Origin of the sequence: Nocardia acidivorans NBRC 108247, assembly GCF_001625085.1 — a bacterium.
Lineage (GTDB): Bacteria > Actinomycetota > Actinomycetes > Mycobacteriales > Mycobacteriaceae > Nocardia > Nocardia acidivorans.
The window spans coordinates 122052-138108 of the sequence record NZ_BDAW01000023.1 but is presented as its reverse complement, the minus strand read 5'-3'; the positions used below and the strand labels follow the sequence as shown (position 1 = coordinate 138108).

Below are 16057 nucleotides of genomic sequence, written 5' to 3'. Positions count from 1 at the left end.
CACCGAGAAGACAGACACCCCAACACTAATTCGTGGGCGGGTGACTGGCTCTCTGTGTGACAGTTTCATAGAGTTACGGCGGCTATAGCGGTGGGGAAACGCCCGGTCCCATTCCGAACCCGGAAGCTAAGGCCACCTGCGCCGATGGTACTGCACTCGACAGGGTGTGGGAGAGTAGGACACCGCCGGAACATCCTTTACGAAAGGGGACCCACTCGCTGGGTCCCCTTTCGGCGTTTTACCACCCGGTGCCGCTTGGCGGCTCAGCGGTGCGTGATTGAATTTGTGGTGGTGGGAAAGTCCCACCGACCGTCACGCGCGCCAGCGCCGCGGCCGGGTACCGCAGGCAAACTATAGAGAGGGATCACCGTGGCGGAGCATAACGACGGCCGCAAACCTTTCCGCCGTAGCGGCGGATCCGATCGTCCGGAGGGCGGATTCAACCGCGGTGGTCGCGATAACGCGGGCCGCGGCGACAGCAATGAGCGCGGCGGCTACACCGGTGGCCGCGACAGCGCCGGCGGCCGTGGAGGTTCCGGTCGAGGCGGCGACAGCGGCGGTCGCGGCGGATTCAACCGCGGCAGCTCCGATAATCGCAGTGGTGAGCGTGGTGGTTTCCAGCGCTCCGGCGATAACCGGGATAACGATCGTGGCGGATTCCGCCGCGACAATGACAGCAACCCCGGTGGTCGCGGCGGTTTCCCCCGCGGTGGCGGCGACAACCGTGGCGGTGAGCGCGGCGGGTTCAACCGTGACAGCGATAACCGGGGTGGATACAACCGTGGCGGTGACAACCGTGGTGGTGACAACCGTGGTGGTGGCGACAACCGCGGCGGATTCGATCGCGGTGAGGGCCGCGACAATGAACGCGGCGGATACCGCGGTGGCGATCGTCGTGAGGGCGATCGCGGCGGGTTCAATCGTGGCGGTGGCGACAGCCGTGGTGGCGAGCGCGGGGGATTCAACCGCGACCGGGATAACCGTGGTGGAGACAGTCGTGGCGATAGCCGGGGCGGGTTCAATCGCAGTGGCGGTGACAGCCGTGGCGGGTTCAACCGTGACAGCGACAATCGTGGTGGTGACCGGGGCGGATTCAATCGTGCTGGGGACAGCCGTGGCGATAGTCGTGGTGGGTTCAACCGCGGTGGCGATAGCCGTGGTGGTGAGCGCGGGGGCTTCAACCGGGATCGCGATAACGATCGTGGTGGGTTCAACCGCGGTGGCGACAGCCGTGGTGGTGAGCGTGGTGGGTTCAACCGCGATCGCGATAACCGTGGTGGAGACAGTCGCGGCGATAGCCGGGGCGGCTTCAACCGCAGCGGTGGCGACAGCCGTGGTGGCGACAGCCGTGGTGGTGAGCGTGGCGGCTTCAACCGGGATCGGGACAACCGTGGTGGCGCGCCGCGCGATGGTGGCCGCGACTTCAACCGGGATAACCGGGGCGGCGATCGCGATGATCGAAAGAGCTTCGGCCGCAGTGGTTTCGGTGATCGGGGCAATTCCGGTGGCGGTTTCAACCGGGATCGCGGCGACCGCCCGGAGCGCGGTGAGCGTCCGGCTCGCGAGCGGTTCGACAAGTCCGACAGCGCACCGAAGTCCGAGCGTTTCGACCAGGTCGAGGGTATCGAGGGCGCGGAGAAGTCCGAGCGTTTCGAGAAGTCCGAGCGTTTCGAGAAGTCCGAGCGTTTCGAGAAATCCGAGCGTGCGGAACGCCGGGAGCGTGCCGAGCGCTCGTTCCGCGGCGACGATTCGGATCGTCGCCGCGGCGGCGAGGGCGCGCGTGGTCCCGGCGCCCGGGGCGGTGAGCGTCGTACCGGTCGCCCGGATGAGCCGGAGCTGCCCGATGAGGTGCAGGCCGCCGATCTCGATCCGGCGGTCCGCCGCGATCTGCTGAGCCTGGACAAGAGCAATGCCGAATCGGTTGCCCGGCACCTGATCATGGTGGCGCAGCTGCTCGACGAGGATCCGGAGTTGGCGCTCGAGCATGCCCGTGCTGCCCGCCAGCGTGCCGGGCGTATCGCCGTGGTGCGCGAAACCGCCGGTGTCGCGGCCTATCACGCGGGTGAGTGGGCCGAGGCGCTGTCCGAGCTGCGCACCGCGCGCCGCATGTCCGGAGGTTCGGGACTGCTCGCGGTGATGGCCGACTGTGAGCGCGGTCTGGGTCGCCCCGAGCGCGCCATCGAATTGGGTCGCAGTGACGAGGCCCGGCTGCTCAAGGGTGATGAGGCCACCGAACTGCGCATTGTCGTGGCCGGCGCGCGTATGGATCTGGGTCAGTACGACCAGGCCGTGGTCACCCTGCAGACCCCGGAGCTGGATCCGGCGCGCACCGGTTCGGCGTCGGCCCGCCTGTTCTACGCCTACGCCGAGGCCCTGCTGGCCGCCGGTCGCCGCGAGGAGGCACTGACCTGGTTCATGAACGCCGCCTCCGCCGATACCGAGGGTGAGACCGACGCCGAGGACCGCGCCTCGGATCTGGCCGAGGGTGGTTCGGGTCGATCCGATTGGACCGCAACGGTTTCCGAGGACGAGGACGATTCCGACGAGCCGGATTGGACCGCCCAGGTCGAGGACGGCATCGAGGATGACGAGGACGCCGACGCGGAGGACGACGAAGACGATTTCGTCGCCGGCCAGGACGGCGATACGGCCGAAGACGGCGACGGCAAGAAGTAGGCGACGGCAGGACGCCGATATCGGAGAACCGGCGGCGAGCGGTCGTCGTCGGCCCAGTAGGCCGATATCCGAAGACAGGCCGTGACTTCGGCCTAGTAGGCTGGCCGTCCCCGGATCGGGGGCGGCCGACCTGTATGTGACGGCTCAGAACTTGGAAGAGGGGCGCGTTATGCGGCTACGGGATCGGTTCGGTGCGCTACTGCTGGATTTGGACGGCACGCTGTATCGCGGGCCCGAGGTGATTCCGGGTGCGCCGGAAGCGCTTTCGGCCGCCGGTGCGCAGCAGCTGGTCTACGTGACGAACAATGCCAGCCGCTCGGCCGCCGCCGTTTCGGCGCATCTGCGCGAAATCGGTTACAGCGCTGTCGAAGACGAGGTCGTCACCAGCGCCCAGGCCGCCGCTCACCTGTTGGCCGCCCGGCTCGAGCCCGGCGCGACGGTGCTCGTCGTGGGCACCGATGATCTGGCCGCCGAGGTGAATGCCGTTGGCCTGGAACCGATCCGCCGCTTCAACGGGGTTTCGCCCGCCGCGGTCGTCCAGGGACATTCCCCCGAGACCGCGTGGCCCGACCTGGCCGAGGCCGCGTACGCCCTGCGCGGGGGCGCCCTCTGGGTGGCCGCGAATACCGATGCCACCCTCCCGAACGAACGGGGCCTGGCGCCGGGCAACGGCTCCATGGTCGCGGCCCTGCGCACCGCCTCGGATCGGGAGCCGATCGTGGCGGGCAAACCCTATGCGCCGCTGCTGGAAGACGCGCTGGTGCGCGCGGGGACCCGCGATGCGCTGGTGGTCGGCGATCGCCTCGACACCGATATCGACGGTGCGCACTGCGTCGGTCTGGAGTCCCTCATGGTCCTCACCGGTGTGAGCACCCTCGCCGATCTGCGCACCCGGCCCACCCGGCTCCCCACCTACATCGCGGAATCGCTTGCTGCACTGAATCATCCGATCGCCGATACCGCCCCCGTCACCCCCGGCGACGGCGATATCGCCGAGGTGATCGCGGCCCTGCTGGCCGAGCATCCGGGCCGCGCCATCGCGATCTCCGCCCCGCCCGCCGCCGAGGACTGACCGGACGGCTCAGCTCGGCTTGCGCGCCTCGAACAGCGTGCGGGCCGAGTGGGCTTCGAACGGCCCGTTCTCGGTGATTTCCTCGTGCAGGTCACGCAGCCGGTCCCGATACTGCGCGACGGTGAATCCGGGCACCATCCAGATCACCTTGCGCAGGAAGTAGACTACGGCCCCGATATCGTTGAACCGCATGGGAAGTCGCTCCGTGCGGGTCTGCACGATCTCCAGTCCGGCCGCGCGCGCCCCCGCCGCCTCGAGCTCCGGATCGCGACCCTTGCGCGCCTGCGGCTGCGGCCCGAGAAAGTATTCGACGAGTTCGAAGACGCTCGCGGGACCCACATGCTGGGCGAAGTACACCCCGCCCGGCTCCAGCACCCGTGCGATCTCCTCCCACCAGATGGTGGCCGGATGCCGGCTCGTCACCAGATCGAATGCCTCATCCGCGAACGGCAGTGGCGGTTCGTCCGGATCGGCCACCACGACCGCCCCGCGCGGATGCAGCAGCCGGGTGGCCTTGGCCAGATTCGGCGGCCAGGATTCGGTGGCGACCATGGTGCGCGGAAGGTGCTCGGCCTCGGCGAGCACCTCACCGCCCCCGGTTTGGATATCCAGGGCGGCGCGCGCGGTGGCCAGGCGTCGCGCCTGCTGCCGTTGATATCCCCAGGACGGCCGCTTCTCGGTGGCTCGCCCCTCCAGCCAGGAAAAGTCCCACCCCGCGACGGAGACGGTATCCGCCTCCGCGATCAGCTCCTCGAAGTTGCGGTCCATTTGCCCGATTCTGCCAGTCGAGTCCACCGTTTTCCGCATCCGAGCCGCTGATTCGCTGCCGTCTCGTCGGCGGGAAACACCGCCCGGCATCCGGATGGCGCGGAATCCGCCGGGGTTGCCGGGTTCGGCCGCACGCCGTGGCGAATCGGCCGTGCAAGGCGCGGCCGGGACACGAAATGAACCTTGTGGGCTGGATACTGTTCGAATGCGAGTTCGGGTAGCGTTGGTCCCACGATGAGTATGCCCACGTCTTATCCGCAGTCGCCCGCGCCGCGACCCCGTCCGGGGATGCCGTTGCCCGGGCAGCATCCGGCGGGTGCGAATCAGGAGTTCGCCGATCCGGCGCGGGTGCGCTCGGAGGTGGACGCGCTGCTGGCCGAATTGTCGGCGGGCGCACGGGATGCGGCGTCCGATGGCACCGATATGGTGCGCCGCGCCAGGATTCTGGAACAGGCGCACGATGTGCTGGTGCAGGCGCTGGCAACGGTGGACAAGATCTAGGGTGACCAGACGCGCACGGGTGGACGCGGAATTGGTTCGCCGCGGGTTGGCGCGATCGCGGGAACACGCGGTCGAGCTGATCAACGCGGGCCGCGTCCTGATCAATGGAAGTGTCGCCACCAAACCGGCGACCGGTGTCGAGACCGCGGCCGCCCTGCTGGTTCGCGATGAGCCCGATGAGGTGCAGTGGGCCTCGCGCGGCGCGCACAAGCTGCTCGGTGCGCTGGAGGCGTTCCAAGCGCAGGGTGTTTCGGTCGACGGTAAACGCTGTCTGGACGCGGGCGCGTCCACCGGCGGCTTCACCGATGTGCTGCTCGCCAAGGGTGCGAAAGAGGTCGTCGCCGCGGATGTCGGCTACGGCCAACTGATTTGGCGATTGCAGAACGACGACCGGGTGCGGGTGCACGACCGCACCAATGTTCGCGCCCTCACCCCGGAACTCATCGGCGGCACAGTGGATTTGGTCGTGGCCGATCTGTCGTTCATCTCCCTCGCGCTGGTGCTGCCCGCGCTGGCCGCCTGCTGTGCGCCCGGGGCGGATCTGCTGCCCATGGTGAAGCCGCAGTTCGAGGTCGGCAAGGATCGGCTCGGTTCCGGTGGCGTGGTGCGCGATCCGGCATTGCGCGCGGAAACGGTGCGCGAGGTCGCGGCGGCCGCGGCGAAGCTGGGTCTGCGTACCCGGGGTGTGGTGGCGAGTCCGCTGCCCGGTCCGTCGGGGAATGTCGAGTACTTCCTCTGGTTGCGTAAAGAGGCGACGGAATCGGCCGTCGCACAGGAATACACCGAACAGTCGGATGGCGTTGGCGTCATCGCGGAAAGCCTGTCGGTGCCCGGAGATACGGTGTCCGCTGCGAGCTCTGTCCCCTCCGCCTACAGTGCGGAGGAACAGGCTCGACTGGCGGCATTGATCGATCGGGCGGTGGAGGAGGGACCACAGTGAACTCGCGGGGCGCCGCACGGGAAATCCTGCTGGTCGCACATCCCGGGCGGTCCGAGATCACCGAGACCGCACATCGGGTGGCCAAGATCTTCGACGAGGCCGGTATCGGGCTGCGGGTGCTCGCGGACGAGGCCTACAGCACGCGTTTCGATCTCGACGACGGCGGCGCGGCGAACGGGTATCCGGTGCGCGTCATGACGCACGGTTCGGACGCGGCCGTCGGCTGCGAGATGGTGCTGGCCCTGGGCGGTGACGGCACCTTCCTGCGCGCGGCCGAACTGGCGCGCGACGCGTCGGTGCCGGTGCTGGGAATCAATCTGGGCCGCATAGGTTTTCTGACCGAGGCCGAGGCCGAACATCTGGACGAGGCGCTCTCGCAGGTGGTGCGCGGGGACTACACCCTCGAGACGCGCATGACCATCGATGTGCGCGTCCGGGTCGATGATGTGATCGTCGAACGCGGCTGGGCGCTGAACGAGGCCAGTATCGAAAACGCCGCGCGCATGGGCGTTCTCGAGGTGGTGCTCGAGGTGGACGGCCGACCGGTCTCCTCCTTCGGCTGCGATGGCGTGCTCATCGCCACGCCCACCGGGTCGACGGCATACGCCTTCTCCGCCGGTGGTCCGGTGGTGTGGCCCGAACTCGAGGCGCTGCTGGTGATTCCGAGCAATGCCCATGCCTTGTTCGCGCGCCCACTGGTCACCAGCCCGGAGTCCCGGATAGCGGTGGAAACCGTTGCCACGGGCCATGATGCGATAGTTTTCCTCGATGGTCGACGCACCCTCGCACTGCCGCGGGGCGGCCGGGTCGAGGCGGTCCGCGGGACCGAACCGGTCCGCTGGGTGCGGTTGGATTCCGCACCCTTCGCGGACCGGATGGTGCGCAAGTTCCAATTGCCCGTGACAGGCTGGCGGGGCCGACGGACGGAGAGCACGAGTGCTGACAGAGATCAGGATTGACGGGCTGGGCGTAATTTCCACCGCCACAGCGCAATTCCACGAAGGTTTGACCGTTCTGACCGGTGAGACCGGTGCGGGCAAGACGATGGTGGTGACGAGCCTGCACCTGCTCAGCGGTGCCCGCGCCGATGCGGGCCGGGTTCGGCTCGGCGCGTCCCGCGCTCTGGTCGAGGGCCGTTTCACCGTGGACGAGGTGCACGAGGGCGCGGTCTCGGAGGTGAAGGAGGTGCTCGAAGCCTCCGGCGCGGAACGCGATGACGACGGCAGTGTGATCGCGGTGCGCACCGTCGGCAGCGATGGCCGGTCGCGCGCGCACCTGGGTGGGCGCAGTGTCCCCGCCTCGGTGCTGTCGGATTTCACGACACCGCTGTTGACCGTGCACGGTCAGAACGATCAGCTGCGGTTGCAGCGCCCGGATCAGCAACTGCACGCGCTGGACCAGTTCGCGGGCGACGGTGTCGCCGCCCTGCTCACCAAATATCAGAAGGTGCGCAAAGCCTGGCTCGATGCGCGTAATCAGCTGATCGAACGCACCGCGCGCAGCCGCGAATTGGCCTTGGAAGCGGATCATCTCACCCAGTCGCTCAATGAGATCGATGCCATCGCACCGGAACCCGGTGAGGATGAGCGGCTGGTCGCCGAGGTGCGCCGACTCTCGGATCTGGATTCACTGCGCGAGGCGGCCTCGGCCGCCCATGACGCGCTCGCCGGTCCCGCGGATACCCCCGGCGAGGGTTCGGGCGCGCTGGAACTGCTCGGCAGCGCTCGCGCGCGGATGGAGTCCGCCGATGATCCGGCGCTCGCCGCCCTGGCTCCCCGCCTGGGCGAGGCGATTTCGGTGGTGGTGGATTTGGCGACCGAGCTCAGCTCGTACCTGTCGGATCTGCCGTCCGATCCGGGCGCCCTGGATTCGATGCTCACCCGCCAGGCCGAATTGAAATCGCTCACCAGGAAATACGCGCCCGATATCGATGGCGTCATCGCGTGGGCGGATCAGTCGCGCACCCGGCTGGAGTCCCTGGATGTCTCGGAGGAGGCGCTGGCCGCCCTCGCCGCCGAGGTCGAGACGGCCGCGGTGAAGGTGCGCGAGGCCGCCCGCAAACTCACTGCCGCCCGCACCAAGGCGGCGGGCAAGCTGGCCAGCGCGGTCAGCGTCGAACTCGGCGGGCTGGCCATGGGCCGCGCACGCCTCGAAGTCGAGGTGCGCCCGATGCCCGCCGGGGTGCAGGACTCCGCGCCTTTGCTGGTCGACGGTAAGGAACTGCACGCCGGGTCCACCGGGGTGGACGAGGTGGAGTTCCGGCTCGCCGCGCATTCGGGCGCGCAGCCGCTTCCGTTGAGCCGCAGCGCCTCCGGTGGTGAGCTCTCCCGCATCATGCTGGCCCTGGAAGTGGTGCTGGCCAGTTCCGAACACGGCACCACCATGGTCTTCGACGAGGTCGACGCCGGTGTCGGCGGTCGCGCCGCGGTCGAGATCGGCCGCCGCCTGGCCAGATTGGCGCGCACCCACCAGGTCATCGTGGTCACCCACCTCGCGCAGGTCGCGGCCTTCGCCGACACCCACCTGGTGGTGGACAAGGTCGATGACGGCAAAGGCGTGAAATCCGGCGTCCGCGCCCTGACCCGCGATGAGCGCGTGATCGAACTGGCCCGGATGCTCGCCGGTCTGGACGACACCGAAACCGGCCGCGCCCACGCCTGGGAGCTGCTCACCACCGCCGACGCCGAAAAGGTCACCGCCGCCGGCTGATCGGGCATTTGCCCGGAGCGCACTAATCAGCCTGCGGCCCTTCGGCTTCGACGAGCGCCTGGCGGACCAGCGCTTGGGTGGACCCCGCCATGAGGTCGAGGGCGGATTCGACGTCCAGCGCGCAGGTGTCCCGCGTGCCGACGATCGCCTCGACGCCGAAGACCAGGGCGACGGCATTGATCAGCCGGTCCAGTTCGGTGGGGGAGAGCCGATCGGTGAGGGGTTCGAGGGCGGCGCGGGCCAGTGCGAGCCGGGTATTGCCGCGCACGGGAACCCGCTCGTCCTCGGGCAGATCGCGTTGTTCGAACCAGCGCTCCAGGGTCGCGCAGGATATCGCGCCAGAGCGCCCCACCGGCGAATCGCATGCGCGTGGTGGTGCGGACCATGGTCGCCGATGCGTTCGGGCGCATCGCCCTGCAACCCGTCGATGACCCGGAAGAAGTCCCGTCCGCGGGTCTGCTGCCGACTGGCCACATCCGCCCAGAGCGACTGCGGGTTGGGCGGGTACCGGTGCGCGGTGGCGAGGGAAAACCCGGGCGACTACGACTGCGCCGGGTCGTACAGCTCGAACATGGTGCAGCCCGAGTAGTTCGGGAACGCTCACATACGAGCACGGCCCGCGGAGTGAATCCGCGGGCCGTGCAACGGTTTTCGCGCTACTTGACGGCCTTGCGCGCGCCGCCGATGAGGGTGTTGATCAGGCTCTTGAGGCCGAACTCGAGCACCTTGGCCGGGACGGGCAGGCTCGGGTCGGACTCCATGGTGTAGACCACGCGGGTGCCGCCGGGGGCGTCGGCGAAGGTGATGGTGCCGACGTGCCGCTTGACCGGCGCGCCCTTGATCACGCGGTAGACGACGCGTTCTCCCGGGACCAGTTCGGTGGTCTCCTCGGTGACGCCGACTCCGCCGAGGCCGAGCAGATACTGCGCGCCGACGCCGGAGGGGCTGCCCACACCCGGCTTCTTGAGCGCGATCTGGATGGGCAGATAGGCGCTGAGCGCATCGCGATCGCTGAAGAGTTGATAGACGACCTCGCGTGGAGCGGAAAGGACAGTATCGACGGTGGTGCTGGCCATAACGGTGGGTCTCCTCTCGAACCGTTGGGGCGAGCTTATCCTTACCGCCCGGTAAGAAGACAGTCCCGGAGTCGCCGCGGCCGACCCGTCCGGTCCCTCGCGCCCCACTGGCATCACTGTGACGAATGTTCGGCCGGTCGGCGCGCCTCCACCATAGGTTGAGAGTTTGCGGTAATCATCGATCGTTATGAAGATGCTGGCCCTGCTGTCGCGCACCACCGAAACGCTGCCCGGGATCTCCGGGATAGCCCGGGTCGACCGCAATACCAGGCGTCTGCTGCAACGCATTGGACCCGGTGACGTGGTGGTTCTCGATGAGATGGACCTGGATCGGCTCACCGCCGACCGGCTCGTCGAGGCCGGTGTCGTCGCGGTCGTCAATGCCTCGCCCTCCATCTCCGGCCGCTACCCGAATCTGGGTCCGGAGGTGCTGGTGGCCAATGGAATTCTGCTGCTGGACGCGCTCAGCTCCGATGTCTTCACCAAGATCAAGGACGGCGCCAAGGTCCGCATCGACGGCAGCGTGGTCTTCGCCGACAAGGTGGTGAAGAAGGAACCCGAGGCGCTGGTGGAGGGCATCGAGCTCACCGCGGACGGGATCGCCGAGCGCATGGTCGAGGCCCGCAACGGGCTGGCCGACCATCTGGAAGCGTTCGCGGGCAACACCATCGAGTTCATCCGCACCGAATCCTCGCTGCTGATCGACGGAATCGGCGTGCCCGAGGTGGTGCTGGACATGAAGAAGCGGCATGTGGTGGTGGTCGGAGACGGACCCGATCACGCCGAGGATCTCAAGCGCATCAAACCGTTCATCAAGGAGTACGCACCGGTGCTCATCGGCGTCGGGCGCGGCGCGGATACCTTGACCCGCAACGGCTATCGCCCCGATCTGATCGTCGGCGATCCCGAGGAGATCACCGCCACCACGCTCAAATGCGGGGCCGAGGTGATCCTGCCCGCCGATACCGACGGGCACGCCAAGGGTTTGGAGCGCATCCAGGATCTGGGGATCGGCGCGACCACCTTTCCGTCCTCGGGCGCGCCCGCCGATCTGGCGCTGCTGCTGGCCGATCATCACGGCGCGAGCCTGATCGTCACCGCCGGTGCGGCCGTCTCGCTCGACGATTTCTTCGACCGCGGCCGCCGTGATTCCAATCCGGCGACCTTCCTGACCCGATTGAAGATCGGCACCAAGCTGATGGACGCGAAAGCCGTTGCGGCGCTGTACCGGCACCGCGGTTCGGGCTGGGCCGTCGCGCTGGTGGTGCTGGCCGCGCTGGTCGCGTTGATCGTCGCGATGCTGGCCACCCATATGGGCGGTGAGGTCACCACCTGGCTCGCCGACACCTGGCATCGCGGTGCGCACTGGTTACAGGCCCAGCTCGACCGGCATCTCAAGTAGGGGACGCATGATTTCCTTTCGCCACCACGCGGTGTCGATCGCGGCCGTCTTCCTGGCCCTGGCGGTCGGCGTGGTGCTCGGCACCCGCGCGCACAGCACGGGTTTGTTCCCCGGTTCCGCGGACGGCCGGCAGGTCGATGCGCTGACCGCCGAGAACGCCAGGCTCACAGAGCAATTGAAGGCGGCCGACGATTTCCTGGCCGGCGCCGCCGCCAAGGTGCTCGCGGGCAGTCTCGGCGACAAGTCGGTACTGGTCTTCACCACCCCCGATGCCGACGGCGCGGATGTGGACACCGTCACCACCGCGCTGACCGCCGCCGGTGCCACCGTTACCGGGCGGGTCGCGCTCACCGGGGCGTTCACCGATTCCGCCGAGGGCGATCGGCTGCGCACCGCGCTCACCAATGTGGTGCCCGCGGGCGCGCAGTTGAAGATCGAGGCCGCCGATCAGGGCAGTCTGGGCGGTGATCTGCTGGGCCAGGTATTGCTCACCGATCCGGTGAGCAATCAGCCGCGCGGCACCGAGGCCGAACGCGGTCTGGCGCTGGAGACCCTGCGCGGTGGCGGCTTCCTCACCTTCGCCGATGTCAAGCCCGCGCAACTGGCCGTGGTGGTCACCGGGGCGGGCGCTCGCGCGGACGAGAACAATCGCGGCACCATTGTCGCCAGGTTCGCCGGAGGGTTGCGGTCACATGGTGCCGGGGTGGTGCTCGCGGGCCGCCACGGTGCCGCGCAGGGCCCCGGACCGATTGCCGTGGCACGCTCGGAGGCCCCGCTGGCCACCATCACCACGGTCGACAATGTGGATCACGAGATCGGCCGCATCACCACCGTTCTGGGCCTCACCGAGCAGCTGAACGGTGGCACGGGGCGATACGGCACCGGGGACAAGGCGACCTCGCTCACAGTCGCCGCCATGCCGCGCTGACCGATTCGCGCCGCGCGGCCACGATTTGGGCGCCACCGGCCGGCGAGTGAGGGCGAACGCGCGGCAACGGCTCGCGTGGCATTCGATCGGCATACCGAATCCGTGTTACCGTGAAGTCCCGTGGGTCAATCACGGATTCCGGCGCGCGCGGCCACGAAACATATCTTCGTCAGCGGTGGCGTTGCCTCTTCACTCGGTAAGGGTCTGACCGCCTCCAGCCTCGGTCAGCTGCTCACCTCACGCGGTTTGCGCGTGACGATGCAGAAGTTGGATCCGTACCTGAACGTCGATCCCGGCACCATGAACCCTTTCCAGCACGGTGAGGTGTTCGTGACCGAGGACGGCGCGGAGACGGACCTCGACGTGGGTCACTACGAACGCTTCCTCGATCGCGATCTCTCGGGAATCGCGAATGTCACTACCGGCCAGATCTATTCGTCGGTCATCGCCAAGGAACGACGCGGCGAGTACCTCGGCGATACGGTGCAGGTCATCCCGCACATCACCGATGCCATCAAGGCGCGGATCGTCGCCATGTCCGGTCCGGACCTGCACGGTCAGGTGCCCGATGTGGTCATCACCGAAATCGGCGGCACCGTCGGCGATATCGAATCGCAGCCCTTCCTCGAGGCGGCTCGTCAGATCCGCCATGAGGTGGGTCGGGACAACTGCTTCTTCCTGCACGTCACGCTGGTGCCGTACCTGGGCCCGTCGGGTGAGCTCAAGACCAAGCCGACCCAGCATTCGGTGGCGGCGCTGCGCAATATCGGCATCCAGCCCGATGCGCTGATCCTGCGCTGCGATCGCGATGTGCCCGAACCACTCAAGAACAAGATCGCGCTCATGTGCGATGTGGATGTGGACGCCTGCATCTCCACCCCGGACGCGCCGTCGATCTACGACATCCCCAAGGTGCTGCACCGCGAGGGCCTGGACGCGTACGTGGTGCGTCGTCTGGGACTGCCCTTCCGCGATGTGGACTGGACCGTCTGGGGCGGCCTGCTGGATCGGGTGCACAACCCGCGCGAGCAGGTCACCGTGGCGCTGGTCGGCAAGTACGTCGATCTGCCCGACGCCTACCTCTCGGTCACCGAGGCGCTGCGCGCGGGCGGTTTCGCCTCGCGGGCCAAGGTGAATATCCGCTGGGTGCAGTCGGACGAGTGCGAGACCGCGGCCGGTGCGCAGCAGCATCTGCACGATGTGGACGCGGTGCTGGTGCCCGGTGGTTTCGGCATCCGCGGTATCGAGGGCAAGGTGGGTGCGATCAATTACGCGCGCACCCATGGGATTCCGCTGCTGGGGCTATGTCTGGGCATGCAGTGCATGGTGATCGAGGCGGCGCGTTCGGTCGGTCTCACCGATGCGAATTCGACCGAGTTCGAGCCCGATGTCAAGTACCCGGTCATCTCGACCATGGCCGATCAGCAGCAGGCCGTCGCCGGTGAGGCCGATCTGGGCGGCACCATGCGCCTGGGCGCTTACCCCGCGATCCTGGAGCCGGGTTCGGTGGTGGCGCAGGCGTACGGCGCGACCGAGGTCTCCGAGCGGCACCGGCATCGCTACGAGGTGAACAACTCCTTCCGCGACAAGATCGCCAAGAGCGGTCTGAAGTTCAGCGGCACCTCGCCGGACGGCAATCTGGTGGAATTCGTCGAACTGCCCAGGGACAAGCATCCGTTCTTCGTCGCCACCCAGGCGCATCCGGAGCTCAAGTCCCGGCCGACGCGGCCGCATCCGCTGTTCGCGGCGCTCATCGCGGCGGCGCTGGAGTACAAACTCGCCGAGCAGCTTCCGGTCGATCTGCCGGAGCCCGCCGAAAGCGAGAAAGTGACCAGCTGACGTTCGGCACGCTGTACGACGGCCCGGCAGAGCCCGTTCCCGCGCAAGGGGACCAGCTCCGCCGGGCCGTCGGCGTTTCGGTACCCGCTCGACAGATAAGGTTGCCCAATGGCTGAATCCGCGCCCGGAACACACGAATTCGACACCGTCTCCAGCCGCACCGTGTATTCGGGAGCGATCCTGGCCCTGCGTTTGGATCAGGTCGCCATGCCCGGCGGGCGGGTGGCCGAACGCGAGGTGATCGAGCATCACGCGGCGGTCGCGGTGGCGGCGCTGGACGAGAACGACAATGTGGTGCTGATCAATCAGTACCGGCATCCGATCGGGCGGCGGCTGCTCGAACTTCCGGCGGGTTTGCTGGACAAGCTGGGGGAGGATCCCCTGGAAGCGGCCCAGCGCGAACTGGCCGAGGAGACCGGGCTGGCCGCGCGCGAATGGTCGGTGCTGGTCGACGTCGCGCTCTCGCCCGGTTTCACGGACGAAGCCCTGCGGATCTACCTGGCCACCGACCTGTACGAAACCGACCGCCCCGAACCCGAATTGGAAGAAGCGGACATCCAACTCCTCCGCGTCCCCCTCGCGGAAGCCGTCCGCGCCGCCCTCGCCGGTGAGATCACCAATGCGACAGCGGTCGCAGGTGTGACAGCCCTGATGACCGCCCGCGCCACCGGAGCCGAACTCCGCCCCGCCGACGCGCCGTGGCCGGGCATGCCCACCGCCTTCCTGGAACGCAAAGCGACCCAAGGCTAGTCGACCCTCCGCCCGCCGAACCGTCGTCATCCGACACGCCGACGCGCCGTGGCCGGGCATGCCCACCGGCTTCCTGGACGCAAAGCGGCCCAAGGCTAGTCGACCCTCCGCCCGTCGAGCCGTCGTCATCCGATGCCGACGTCCGGCGCTCCCGTGATGCCGCCCCGTCATCCCGGCATGCGTTTGGCCGGGATCCACACCATCGGCCGATCCGCGGACCGTGTGGATCCCGGCCGAAAACGCGCCGGGATGCCGGGAAGGCTCGCATACCGGACGCGCGCGGAATACCCGCCAGCCGTTGACTGTCGGGGTCGGCTGCCATGATGTGCGGTGTGCTGAGCCGCCAGATCGACGTCTACCTCGACCATTTGACGGTCGAGCGGGGCGCTGCGCGCAATACGCTGTCGGCGTATCGGCGGGATCTGGTGCGGTATCGGGGATTTCTGGAAGGGCGCGGGATCGATACGCTGGCCCGGGTTTCCGAGCAGGATATCGCCGATTTCATGGTGTCCCTGCGCGCCGGGGACGGTGATCATCCGGCGCTGGCGGCGAGTTCGGCCTCGCGGGCGCTCGTGGCGGTGCGCGGTCTGCACCGGTTCTCCGCGGCCGAGGGGGTGACCGATGCCGATGTCGCGCATCCGGTGAAACCGCCCACACCGGCGCGGCGACTACCCAAAGCGCTCCCGTACGACCAGATTTCGCGGCTGCTGGAGGCGGCGGGCGGTGATATCGCCGACGCCCCGCGCGGTCTGCGCGATCGCGCGCTGCTGGAACTGCTGTACTCGACGGGCGCGCGCATCTCCGAGATGGTGGGCCTGGACGTCGACGATATCGACACCGCCGAACGCGCGGTGCTGTTGCGCGGCAAGGGCGGAAAGCAGCGCATGGTGCCCATCGGGCGTCCCGCGCTGGCCGCGGTGGACAATTATCTGGTGCGCGGACGTCCGGCGCTGAGCGTGCTCGGCAGGGGCAATCCCGCGCTGTTCCTGAATCATCGCGGCGGCCGGCTCTCCCGTCAGACCGCTTGGCAGGTCCTGCATTCCGCCGCCGGGCGGGCCGGGATCGCCGCCCACGTTTCCCCCCATACGCTGCGACATTCGTTCGCCACGCACCTGCTGGACGGTGGCGCGGATGTGCGCGTGGTACAGGAGTTACTCGGTCATGCCTCGGTAACGACCACGCAGATTTACACTCTGGTGACCGTCGGCACGCTGCACGAGGTGTGGGCAACCGCCCATCCCCGTGCCCGCTAGCCGGGCTGAAGTGCGGGTTCAGGGTGCGTGTCCGAGCGTGGGTCTGGTGCCGACAGGCGGTAGCGTCTGTTGGGTACCGGATCGCGCACGCGGTCGGGCACGTCGTCCACCGGCATACCGGATCGGGCGGGGCAAGGGCAGGA

13 protein-coding genes, 1 rRNA gene and 1 pseudogene are annotated in these 16057 nt (G+C 68.2%); 12 read left to right on the top strand and 3 right to left on the bottom strand.

Translation table 11 applies throughout. The annotated features are described in order from the left end of the window. The first annotated feature begins 74 nt into the window (after positions 1 to 74). From rrf to NA10_RS14580, 3 genes and pseudogenes are all read left to right on the top strand, one after another. A 5S ribosomal RNA gene (gene rrf, locus NA10_RS14595) occupies positions 75 to 191 on the top strand. A 1432-nt stretch (positions 192 to 1623) separates the two neighbouring features. Beyond that, positions 1624 to 2283 (top strand): annotated as a pseudogene (locus NA10_RS14585) (hypothetical protein); the annotation flags it as partial. A 562-nt stretch (positions 2284 to 2845) separates the two neighbouring features. Next, positions 2846 to 3748 (top strand): HAD-IIA family hydrolase, encoded by a 903-nt coding sequence (locus NA10_RS14580; protein ID WP_067568340.1) that lies wholly within the window; start codon positions 2846 to 2848, stop codon positions 3746 to 3748. Positions 3749 to 3757: 9 nt separating this feature from the next. Here the strand turns inward: NA10_RS14580 and NA10_RS14575 are convergent, their stop codons facing one another. After that, positions 3758 to 4516 carry a class I SAM-dependent methyltransferase gene (locus NA10_RS14575; protein ID WP_067568338.1) on the bottom strand — a complete coding sequence of 253 codons (759 nt, stop codon included), beginning with the start codon at positions 4514 to 4516 and terminating at the stop codon, positions 3758 to 3760. Between the two features lie 234 nt (positions 4517 to 4750). Between NA10_RS14575 and NA10_RS14570 the strand changes: the two genes are divergently transcribed. From NA10_RS14570 to recN, 4 genes are read left to right on the top strand one after another with little or no spacing between them, the layout of a single operon-like run. Beyond that, the gene (locus tag NA10_RS14570) at positions 4751 to 5017 is read left to right on the top strand and encodes a hypothetical protein (RefSeq protein ID WP_067568336.1); all 267 of its coding nucleotides are present in this window, start codon (positions 4751 to 4753) and stop codon (positions 5015 to 5017) included. A gap of 1 nt (position 5018) precedes the next feature. Then, positions 5019 to 5957 carry a TlyA family RNA methyltransferase gene (locus tag NA10_RS14565; protein ID WP_157556514.1) on the top strand — a complete coding sequence of 313 codons (939 nt, stop codon included), beginning with the start codon at positions 5019 to 5021 and terminating at the stop codon, positions 5955 to 5957. Beyond that, a complete protein-coding gene (locus NA10_RS14560; protein WP_067568334.1) occupies positions 5921 to 6916 on the top strand; it encodes an NAD kinase in 996 nt (331 codons plus the stop codon). Before NA10_RS14565 ends, NA10_RS14560 begins: the two co-directional genes overlap by 37 nt. Continuing rightward, positions 6894 to 8666 (top strand): DNA repair protein RecN, encoded by a 1773-nt coding sequence (gene recN / locus NA10_RS14555; protein WP_067568332.1) that lies wholly within the window; start codon positions 6894 to 6896, stop codon positions 8664 to 8666. The genes NA10_RS14560 and recN overlap by 23 nt, the downstream gene beginning before the upstream one ends. Positions 8667 to 8688: 22 nt before the next feature. Here the strand turns inward: recN and NA10_RS14550 are convergent, their stop codons facing one another. After that, positions 8689 to 9018 (bottom strand): hypothetical protein, encoded by a 330-nt coding sequence (locus tag NA10_RS14550; protein ID WP_067568330.1) that lies wholly within the window; start codon positions 9016 to 9018, stop codon positions 8689 to 8691. Positions 9019 to 9322: 304 nt separating this feature from the next. Beyond that, the gene (locus NA10_RS14545) at positions 9323 to 9742 is read right to left on the bottom strand and encodes an SRPBCC family protein (RefSeq protein ID WP_067568328.1); all 420 of its coding nucleotides are present in this window, start codon (positions 9740 to 9742) and stop codon (positions 9323 to 9325) included. 187 nt (positions 9743 to 9929) lie between these two features. Here NA10_RS14545 and steA point away from each other — a divergent pair, with 187 nt between their 5' ends. From steA to xerD, 5 genes are all read left to right on the top strand, one after another. Continuing rightward, positions 9930 to 11144, top strand: coding sequence for a putative cytokinetic ring protein SteA (gene steA, locus NA10_RS14540; protein WP_067568326.1), 1215 nt, complete (start codon positions 9930 to 9932; stop codon positions 11142 to 11144). Positions 11145 to 11151: 7 nt separating this feature from the next. Then, positions 11152 to 12072: a copper transporter gene (locus NA10_RS14535; protein WP_067568324.1), complete on the top strand. Its 921-nt coding sequence runs from the start codon at positions 11152 to 11154 to the stop codon at positions 12070 to 12072. Positions 12073 to 12192: 120 nt separating this feature from the next. After that, complete coding sequence (pyrG, locus tag NA10_RS14530) at positions 12193 to 13911, top strand: CTP synthase (protein ID WP_067568322.1); 1719 nt, start codon at positions 12193 to 12195, stop codon at positions 13909 to 13911. 108 nt (positions 13912 to 14019) lie between these two features. Next, the gene (locus NA10_RS14525) at positions 14020 to 14661 is read left to right on the top strand and encodes an NUDIX domain-containing protein (RefSeq protein WP_067568321.1); all 642 of its coding nucleotides are present in this window, start codon (positions 14020 to 14022) and stop codon (positions 14659 to 14661) included. Between the two features lie 332 nt (positions 14662 to 14993). Beyond that, positions 14994 to 15914 (top strand): site-specific tyrosine recombinase XerD, encoded by a 921-nt coding sequence (gene xerD / locus NA10_RS14520; protein ID WP_157556512.1) that lies wholly within the window; start codon positions 14994 to 14996, stop codon positions 15912 to 15914. Positions 15915 to 16057: the final 143 nt, after the last annotated feature.

Bases quoted from the DNA above. Each gene is read 5' to 3' on its own strand.
- NA10_RS14525 (WP_067568321.1), top strand. From the start codon at position 14,020: ATGGCTGAATCCGCGCCCGGAACACACGAATTCGACACCGTCTCCAGC.
- NA10_RS14575 (WP_067568338.1), bottom strand. From the start codon at position 4,516: ATGGACCGCAACTTCGAGGAGCTGATCGCGGAGGCGGATACCGTCTCC.
- NA10_RS14545 (WP_067568328.1), bottom strand. From the start codon at position 9,742: ATGGCCAGCACCACCGTCGATACTGTCCTTTCCGCTCCACGCGAGGTC.
- NA10_RS14535 (WP_067568324.1), top strand. From the start codon at position 11,152: ATGATTTCCTTTCGCCACCACGCGGTGTCGATCGCGGCCGTCTTCCTG.
- NA10_RS14570 (WP_067568336.1), top strand. From the start codon at position 4,751: ATGAGTATGCCCACGTCTTATCCGCAGTCGCCCGCGCCGCGACCCCGT.
- steA (WP_067568326.1), top strand. From the start codon at position 9,930: ATGAAGATGCTGGCCCTGCTGTCGCGCACCACCGAAACGCTGCCCGGG.
- NA10_RS14580 (WP_067568340.1), top strand. From the start codon at position 2,846: ATGCGGCTACGGGATCGGTTCGGTGCGCTACTGCTGGATTTGGACGGC.